Source organism: Brevibacillus borstelensis (assembly GCF_037834415.1).
GTDB classification, from domain to species: domain Bacteria; phylum Bacillota; class Bacilli; order Brevibacillales; family Brevibacillaceae; genus Brevibacillus; species Brevibacillus borstelensis_A.
Map to the genome: position 1 here is coordinate 236,323 of NZ_JAUMSJ010000005.1, position 7,600 is coordinate 243,922.

Here is a 7,600-nt window from a genome sequence, read left to right on the forward strand (position 1 = left end):
TCTGCTCACAGGTTGCGTTTACAAACAACGCGCCGGAAAAATGATTCTGTCCTCATCATATCATACCCACTCCCCCCGATTGACACTCCCTTCCAAAGCCATTCCTGTTTTCCATTTCCAGAAAATGATGAATGAAAGAGTTTTTTCTATTCTTTACACTAGAAGAGACATAGAAAAATTACTGACGAAAGAGTAGAGCCATGCGAAAACGAAATGTACATATCATACTTAGCTTTGCTTTATGGGCAACGTCGCTGCTGACTGTCTCGGTCGGTGTCTCCGCCTCGACAGCCGTTCCGCTCAAGGATATTTCCGGCAGCTATGCAAAAACAGAGATCAATTCGCTTTATCATGCTGGCATTGTCATGGGAGATGCCGATGGTTACTATCGGCCCAAAAAAGCGGTGACCCGGGCAGAATTTGTCGCCATGCTGACGCGCACCTGGGGACTCAAGCAGGTGTCGAGTCAAATCCCCGCCTATGCCGATGTGCCAAAGAGTTCCTGGGCTTATGGAACGGTACAGGCTGCGGTGTCTCTCGGAATTGCAAATGGCACGGGACCGACCACGTTCTCACCGAATCGCACCATCTCCCGCCAGGAGGCGGCAGCCCTGCTGATCCGAGCGATGGGAGTGGAACCGTATCAGCCAGCATCTCTGCCGCTCAGCGATGCGTACAGCGTCGCCTACTGGGCCAGACCGTACGTGGCGGAGGCCATCCGCCAAAAGCTTCTGGTCGGCTACCAGGGAAATTTCCGGCCAAACTCCGCGTTATCCCGCGAAGAGACGGCGGTGCTTCTAAGCCGGATGAAGAAGAAAGTTGACCAGCAACAAGCAAAAGGCAAGACTCCCGTCATCTTGGGGTGGCAGTACCAATCTACCGTCCAAGAATTCATTGATCTGGTCAAGGACACTCCAGTAAACACACTGTCTCCCCGCTGGTTTTACTTGCAAGCCGACAGTTCGATCGCCGATTATTCCGATGCGGCTCTAGTCAGGTGGGCGCACCAGAATGGCCGAAAAGTATGGGCGCTGTTTGGCAATCGGTTTGACCCCAACGCAACGCACAACGCGATCTCCGTGCCGGCGAACCGCGCCGCGGTCATCAATAAATTGGTACAGCTGAGCGAAAAGTACCAGTTGGATGGAATCAATGTCGACTTTGAAAATATCAAGCCTGGCGACCGCGACGCTTTCACTGCCTTTATCAAAGAGCTGTCGCAGGCCATGCATGCAAAAGGGCGAACAGTCTCCGTCGATGTTCCGCCGGATACCCAGTCGGATTGGAGCGCTCCTTACGATTACGCCAATCTGGCGAAGCATGCTGATTATATCGTCTTGATGGGCTACGAGGAGCATTGGGTCGGAGGCTCTTCTGCCGGCTCCGTCTCTTCGCTGTCCTGGCTCGCAAGAAGCTCGAAAAATCTGTTGACCCGCATCCCTGCGGACAAGTATATCGTCGGTCTGCCGCTCTACACCCGAGACTGGTACATGGCGAACGGAGCCTGGCAGTCCACGGATTTGCTGATTCGGGAGTCTTACTGGCTCCTGTCGCAGAACAAGCCTGCTGTAAGCTGGAATACGGCAGCCTCGCAATACAAGGCGACGTACTGGAAAAACGGAACGGCGCATTCGATCTGGCTGGAGGAGAGCCGATCGCTTGGGCTAAAAATGCAAGCGAGCCTGGAACAGCCCATCGCCGGATTTGCCTACTGGTACGTAGGGGAAAAGCTTCCGGATGTATGGAATGTCGTTTCCAACGTCATCACCATGAAAAAACTGGAAAGCATGAAGCAATGAATATGAAAAAACAAGCCTGGCTGCCCAGGCTTGTTTTTTGCTTGCTACTCAATGGATTTCTTGAAGCAGCTTCTCTTTTAATTTGGCGAGCATGTCGGCCGTCATCTTATCCAGATCGTACTCGGCCCTAAATCCCCACTCTTCCCGCGCGGCGGTATCGTCGATCGAATTCGGCCAGCTGTCGGCAATCGCCTGACGCACCGGATCCACATCGTATTTGAGCGTAAACGAAGGGATCAGCTTCTGGATGGAACGAGCAACGTCTTCCGGCTCGATGCTCATCGCAGTCACGTTGAACGCATTCCGATGCCTCAGTTTGCCCGGGTCGGCCTCCATCAACGCAATAATCCCCTGTAAAGCGTCCGGCATGTACATCATGTCCATGTACGTGCCTTTTGCAATATATGAGGTGTAGGTGCCTTCCGTGATCGCCTTGTAGTAAATCTCTACCGCATAATCCGTCGTGCCCCCGCCTGGCGGCGTCACATAGGAAATCAGGCCGGGAAAGCGGACGCCCCGCGTATCTACGCCGAACTTGTGGAAGTAGTAGTCACACAAAAGCTCTCCGGACACTTTATTGACCCCGTACATGGTAGTCGGCCGCTGAATCGTGTCCTGCGGCGTCCGATCCTTCGGCGTGCTCGGTCCAAAAGCTCCGATCGAGCTCGGCGTAAAGAACTGGCACCCCAGCTCGCGGGATACTTCCAACGCATTGACCAGACCGCCCATGTTCAAATTCCAGGCCAGGAGCGGTTTCGCTTCCGCCGTCGCGGAAAGCAGAGCGGCCAAATGCATAATGGTGTCTACCTGATGCTTTTTGGCGATGTCAAACATGGCTTTTGCATCTGTTACATCCAGCGTCTCAAACGGTCCAGCCTGCAGCGCACTGGTGTCCTGCGGCATTTTGATGTCAGTGGCGATGACGTTGCTGGCACCGTACTCGTCGCGAAGTTTGGCGGTCAGTTCGGAACCGATTTGGCCCAAAGCTCCGGTGATCAGAATCTTTTTCATTGCAAAATCCCCATTTCTTTGCCCACTTTTTCATAGATGTCCAATGCGCGGTCCAGCATCTCTTTGGTATGGGCTGCTGTCGGCATATTGCGCACGCGGCCAGTCCCGCGCGGAACGGTCGGGAATACGATTGCTTTGGCATACACGCCCGCTTCGTACAACCGCTTGCTGAATTCCTGCGTCTGTTGCTCGTCGCCAATCACGCACGGAGTGATCGGGGTTTCGCTGTGCCCGATGTCGAAGCCTAGCTCCTTCAGCCTCTTTTTCAAATAGTTGCCGTTTTCCCAGAGGCGGTCATGCAATTCGGTACTGCTCTGGAGAATATCAATCGCCGTCATGCTGGCAGCCACATCTGCCGGAGTGAGAGCAGTGGAAAACAGGAACGGTCGGCTGCGCACCTTCAGCCAGTCGATGAGCTTCTGTTTGCCTGCCACGTACCCGCCGACCACGCCGATCGCCTTGGACAGCGTACCGATTTGGAAGTCGATTTTATCAGACAAGCCAAAATGCTTGACGGTGCCAGCCCCTTTGCCGAGCACGCCAGAACCGTGGGCATCGTCCACATACGTGATCAAGTCAAATTCCTCGGCTACTTCGACGATTTCCGGGAGCTTCGCAATGTCTCCGTCCATGGAGAAGACCCCATCGGTAATCACCATGACTTTTTTATACTTGCCGGACTCGGTAGCTTCCTTGGCCTTTGCCCGCAGGTCGTCAATATCGGAGTGTTTCACCCGGATGATCTGGGCTCGGGAAAGCCGGCAGCCGTCGATGATCGACGCGTGGTTCAGCTCGTCGGAGAGAATCGCGTCGTCCTTGTCCATCACAGCGGAAATCGCCGCCATGTTGCAATTGAAGCCCGACTGGTAGGCTATCGCCGCTTCGGTATGCTTGAAAGCGGCCAGCTTCTCTTCCAGCTGCACGTGCAGCTCCAGCGTGCCGTTAATCGTCCGGACCGCCCCTGCGCCTACACCGTATTTTTGCGCCGCTTTGACAGCCGCATCGATCAGACGCTGGTCGGTCGCCAGTCCCAAATAGTTGTTCGAGGAGAGATTGATCAGTTCTTTGCCCGAGATGGTGATCAGCGGTCCATTTGCACTTTGAAGAGGATCAATGACGTTATACAGTCCTTTGCTTTTCAGATCCGCCAGGTTTTCTTCCAAAAAGGCATCCAAAACTTTGCTTGACATATACATTCCTCCCGTCAGGATATGTTCGGAAACGAGCTTCTGTAGGAAAGGGATACATGCGACGAAAACATATGTCTCCGTGGTATGTACATATAGAATCGTTGTAAAGCTTTGTATAATAGCGTTTCTGTAATCATATTATCATCCTATTCAAAAAATGTCCACATGACATAGACAATATGTAAGCGGTAACACCGTTTTCGGCCTTTGCTTTCCCTTTTCCTTACACTCCCCTTTTTTCCAGACATTTAGCCTTATTCATCGGCTTCTATCGGCATCTGGAAGCAAGTCCATTTGTTCACTGACATTAAAAATAAAAAACCGCAGCATATCGATGCTACGGCTTTCATTCACGCTTACTCTTCCTTCTTCTCTGATTTGTACCTTCCCTCTGGCGCTTCCGGCGACCGCTCAAATCCATCAGGTCCCCACTGGTGGGATACGCTTGCGTCAAGCGGCTGACCGTTTTGTATATGCTTTTGAACGATTTCTTCGGCCAGCTGCGGTGTTACTTTTCGGTACCACGTTCCTTCAGGGTATACGATCAAGACGCATGAATCTTCACAACGCCCATTGCAAAGCGTTTTTGTCGTATGTACGTGATCATCCAGCCCCGCTTCCTTAATAGCCGCACGGAATGCCTTGGTCACTTCCTCCGCTCCTGCCCGGGTGCAGCTTCCTCCATTGCACAAAAAAACGTGCTGCTTCGTCCGCGATAAATTCCATGTAGCCATGTCTGATTATTCTCCTCTCCGCTTTTCCTCTCTACGTCATCCTGTCACACTATCTGTATCCACCACAGGCTGCTTTTCGGCTGCCGGAAAGCGCATCGTCACTGACGTTCCGAGCCCTTTTTGGCTTTGGATGCTGATCTGGCCGCCATGGGCTTCTACCAGCCCTCTCGCAATCGTGAGTCCAAGCCCTGCCCCTCCACGCTCTCGGTTGCGTGAGCGATCCCCCTCTGTTTGCGCGAGCAGGGTGTTCAGCGGCGTCCGCAGCTCGTGGGAAATATCCGATGTCAAACGCTTGCGCAGCTGCTCTTGATGCTCCAGGCTCTCGATCAGGTTGTTGAATCTGTCGACCAATCCGGCCAATTCATCCTTGCCTGACGTTGGGGGAACGCGTACGGACCAGTCTCCTTTCGATGCGGCCATGGAGGCATCGCTCATCCGAACGATCGGCTTCACCATGGTTTTGGCGATGCCGATGCTGGCCAGCACAACGACCACAATCAGGATCAGCATCGTCCACAATAAGGCACTTGTATGGGCTTGCTGAAAGTGTGTCTCAACCGAATGGGACGCAGCTCTTTCATGATGACTGATCGTCAGATAACCAACCGTCTTGCCGTCGACCACAACCGGCAGAACGGTGGACCCTGTGACGCGGAGCGAAGCTGACTGATCGCCGTATTGTGCATGCTGCCTTTGACGTTCATCCTGGAGCACGATTCTCATTCCGAGTACCTTGGAGATCGCATCCAATTGGGAAAATGCACGCTCTCCCCCACAGCCATGAATGCAAGAGCGAGCTTCATCCAGATGCGTTTCATCCCGATCCCTCCGCCGCGCAAGGTAACACCCTGACGAAAGCTCCAATGACTTATTTTAGCAAAGAACAAGCGTACTTTCACATCGATCAGCACATTTCGGCAGCCTCATCCGGAAACACCTGCTTTCTCCTCTTTTTTCATCATGTAAAGTGAGCTTGACATAAAGAGATTGTGTAAAGTAAACTTTACGTAAAGCTAACTTTACAGAGTGGAGGTGTACCATGAAAAACCGGATTCGGGATGAACGCCTGGCCAAGGGCTGGTCGCAGGAATACTTGTCGGAAATGGTTGGCGTATCAAGACAGACGATTATTTCCTTGGAAAGCGGGAAGTACAATGCTTCGCTGGTCCTTGCCCACAAGCTGGCCCAAGCTTTTGACTGTGCGATTGAAGATTTATTCATTTTTGAGGGAGATGAAAACATATGACTGAAACAATGGGAGCTTATGCGGGCTTGTTTGGCGGAATGATATTAGGGCTGTTGGGCTTGTTTTTGGGGAACTATTTCCTGAAGAAAAAACGCGGTCTGGACGAGCGCCATGACATGATGAGAACAAAGGCGAGAGCGGCATCCTGGTTCTTTCCTCTCGCAGCCACTTACGTATTTTTTGTGCTGCATCTGCTGAATGTCATTATCTCGATCCCCTTTATGCTCGCCATGCTGATCCTGGTCCAAATGGGCAGCTGGGCTTGCTTCATCCTTTATTATCATTACAAGCATTAGATTTTCTTGTAGAAAAAAGGATGGTTATGGTAGGTTAATAAGGAAACTACAACCAACAAGGCGGTGATCTGCAAATGCAGCTGGCGAGCTTACCAAACGAGGTCCATCTTCTTATGGAGGACTATAAAGAACAGGTCCAGTCTGCATTTCCAGATCGCCTGTTTGGCATTTACGTTTACGGCTCGATTGCGTTGGGAGCCTTTGATTCCGCGAAAAGCGACATTGATTTTCTAACGCTGTTTCAAAATGAAACGACGAATGACGACCTTGCAGCTATCCAAAACATCCATAAAAAACTGAAAAGGACCAACCCTCTGGCCAGGCGAATGGACGGCACGTACTTGTCCATCAAGAATCTGGGCAAAAGCAACGAGAATCTTCCCTCCTATCCTTACGTAACAGACGGAAAGGTACGGCAGGGGAATTGGGATATAAACGCCGTGACGTGGTGGACTGTGAAGCATCACGGTATCCCTGTATACGGCCCAAAACCGGCCGATCTTGATCTGCCCATCCTCTGGGATGATGTATCGAATACGATGAAGTATAACTTGAACGTGTATTGGAATCGTCGGGCAGAGCACGTCCTCCTTTTTCTCGCCGACGAATGGCTGGGTGATGCGGTATGTACCGTATGCAGAATTTTGTATACGCTGGAATGCAAAGAGATCGGTTCCAAGGTTGATGCAACCCGACACGCCTTGCGGATGCTGCCCTCCGAGTGGCATTCGCTGCTGACAGATGCCCTCCGGATCAGGCAAGGGGAAAACAGAACCATCGGCTTATTTGACCGATGGCGCCGAGCTAAAAAAACGCAAGACTTTATTCGTTTGATGATTGAACATTGCAATAAACATTACATGTTGACGTAAGCTGACGGTACAGATAATTTTTACGTACAAAGGGGCGGATTCAGATGTTGAAAAACTGGTGGTCTGTAAGCGGGCTTTTGACCGGGATCGCGGGAGCTTTGACAGCTTTGGCGATTTCCTGCCAGTTCATCTTCGGCGATTCCTTCAAAGGGCTCGATTTCTTGCTCGTTCTATTGATCATGCTCCCCGCCTGCTTTGCCCTGATCACGTCGTTTGTGCCTGCACCGGTCATCCTGATTGCTTTTATTTGGGTACTTCCGTTAAGCCTTTATCTTTTGATCGCATCCAATGTGAAATGGTTTGCTCTCGCTAGCTTGGTTTATCTTCTCTCCGCCGTTTTAAAATTCAACGGTGCCAAAGCCGCGTTCTAGCGGTAAAAGGCTGTCACATACATTGTTTATCTCCGTCTTGTCCCGTCCCGTGATCGCCCAAACCGCTTCATTTTCCTTGAG

9 protein-coding genes are annotated in these 7,600 nt (G+C 51.6%); 5 read left to right on the forward strand and 4 right to left on the reverse strand.

Annotation, left to right across the window (positions count from 1 at the left end; all coding sequences use genetic code 11):
* The first annotated feature begins 200 nt into the window (after positions 1-200).
* Positions 201-1,799, forward strand: coding sequence for an S-layer homology domain-containing protein (locus tag Q3F21_RS07685; protein WP_340250963.1), 1,599 nt, complete (start codon positions 201-203; stop codon positions 1,797-1,799).
* A 48-nt stretch (positions 1,800-1,847) separates the two neighbouring features.
* Here Q3F21_RS07685 and Q3F21_RS07690 read toward each other — a convergent pair whose 3' ends face one another.
* The 4 genes from Q3F21_RS07690 to Q3F21_RS07705 all read right to left on the reverse strand — a co-directional run bounded on the left by Q3F21_RS07690 (position 1,848) and on the right by Q3F21_RS07705 (position 5,457).
* The gene (locus Q3F21_RS07690) at positions 1,848-2,810 is read right to left on the reverse strand and encodes an L-threonine 3-dehydrogenase (RefSeq protein WP_340250965.1); all 963 of its coding nucleotides are present in this window, start codon (positions 2,808-2,810) and stop codon (positions 1,848-1,850) included.
* Positions 2,807-4,000: a glycine C-acetyltransferase gene (locus Q3F21_RS07695; protein ID WP_340250968.1), complete on the reverse strand. Its 1,194-nt coding sequence runs from the start codon at positions 3,998-4,000 to the stop codon at positions 2,807-2,809. The genes Q3F21_RS07690 and Q3F21_RS07695 overlap by 4 nt, the downstream gene beginning before the upstream one ends.
* Positions 4,001-4,356: 356 nt before the next feature.
* The gene (locus Q3F21_RS07700; RefSeq protein ID WP_340250971.1) at positions 4,357-4,734 is read right to left on the reverse strand and encodes a (2Fe-2S) ferredoxin domain-containing protein; all 378 of its coding nucleotides are present in this window, start codon (positions 4,732-4,734) and stop codon (positions 4,357-4,359) included.
* 36 nt (positions 4,735-4,770) lie between these two features.
* Entirely contained in the window at positions 4,771-5,457 is a 687-nt protein-coding gene (locus tag Q3F21_RS07705; RefSeq protein ID WP_340250973.1) for a HAMP domain-containing protein, read from the reverse strand.
* A 316-nt stretch (positions 5,458-5,773) separates the two neighbouring features.
* On the opposite strand from Q3F21_RS07705, the gene Q3F21_RS07710 reads away from it, so the two are divergent.
* The 4 genes from Q3F21_RS07710 to Q3F21_RS07725 all read left to right on the forward strand — a co-directional run bounded on the left by Q3F21_RS07710 (position 5,774) and on the right by Q3F21_RS07725 (position 7,519).
* A complete protein-coding gene (locus Q3F21_RS07710) occupies positions 5,774-5,980 on the forward strand; it encodes a helix-turn-helix transcriptional regulator (protein WP_340250975.1) in 207 nt (68 codons plus the stop codon).
* On the forward strand, positions 5,977-6,276 hold the full coding sequence (locus Q3F21_RS07715) for a hypothetical protein (protein ID WP_340250977.1): 300 nt from the start codon (positions 5,977-5,979) through the stop codon (positions 6,274-6,276). The genes Q3F21_RS07710 and Q3F21_RS07715 overlap by 4 nt, the downstream gene beginning before the upstream one ends.
* 113 nt (positions 6,277-6,389) lie before the next feature.
* Entirely contained in the window at positions 6,390-7,148 is a 759-nt protein-coding gene (locus Q3F21_RS07720) for an aminoglycoside adenylyltransferase domain-containing protein (RefSeq protein ID WP_340250979.1), read from the forward strand.
* A gap of 44 nt (positions 7,149-7,192) precedes the next feature.
* Complete coding sequence (locus Q3F21_RS07725; RefSeq protein WP_340250981.1) at positions 7,193-7,519, forward strand: hypothetical protein; 327 nt, start codon at positions 7,193-7,195, stop codon at positions 7,517-7,519.
* The last annotated feature ends 81 nt before the right edge of the window (positions 7,520-7,600 follow it).

Excerpts from the sequence above, each read along its gene's own strand:
- Q3F21_RS07715 (WP_340250977.1), top strand. The coding sequence starts at position 5,977 with ATGACTGAAACAATGGGAGCTTATGCGGGCTTGTTTGGCGGAATGATA.
- Q3F21_RS07710 (WP_340250975.1), top strand. The coding sequence starts at position 5,774 with ATGAAAAACCGGATTCGGGATGAACGCCTGGCCAAGGGCTGGTCGCAG.
- Q3F21_RS07720 (WP_340250979.1), top strand. The coding sequence starts at position 6,390 with ATGGAGGACTATAAAGAACAGGTCCAGTCTGCATTTCCAGATCGCCTG.
- Q3F21_RS07705 (WP_340250973.1), bottom strand. The coding sequence starts at position 5,457 with ATGAGAATCGTGCTCCAGGATGAACGTCAAAGGCAGCATGCACAATAC.
- Q3F21_RS07700 (WP_340250971.1), bottom strand. The coding sequence starts at position 4,734 with ATGGCTACATGGAATTTATCGCGGACGAAGCAGCACGTTTTTTTGTGC.
- Q3F21_RS07690 (WP_340250965.1), bottom strand. The coding sequence starts at position 2,810 with ATGAAAAAGATTCTGATCACCGGAGCTTTGGGCCAAATCGGTTCCGAA.
- Q3F21_RS07725 (WP_340250981.1), top strand. The coding sequence starts at position 7,193 with ATGTTGAAAAACTGGTGGTCTGTAAGCGGGCTTTTGACCGGGATCGCG.
- Q3F21_RS07685 (WP_340250963.1), top strand. The coding sequence starts at position 201 with ATGCGAAAACGAAATGTACATATCATACTTAGCTTTGCTTTATGGGCA.
- Q3F21_RS07695 (WP_340250968.1), bottom strand. The coding sequence starts at position 4,000 with ATGTCAAGCAAAGTTTTGGATGCCTTTTTGGAAGAAAACCTGGCGGAT.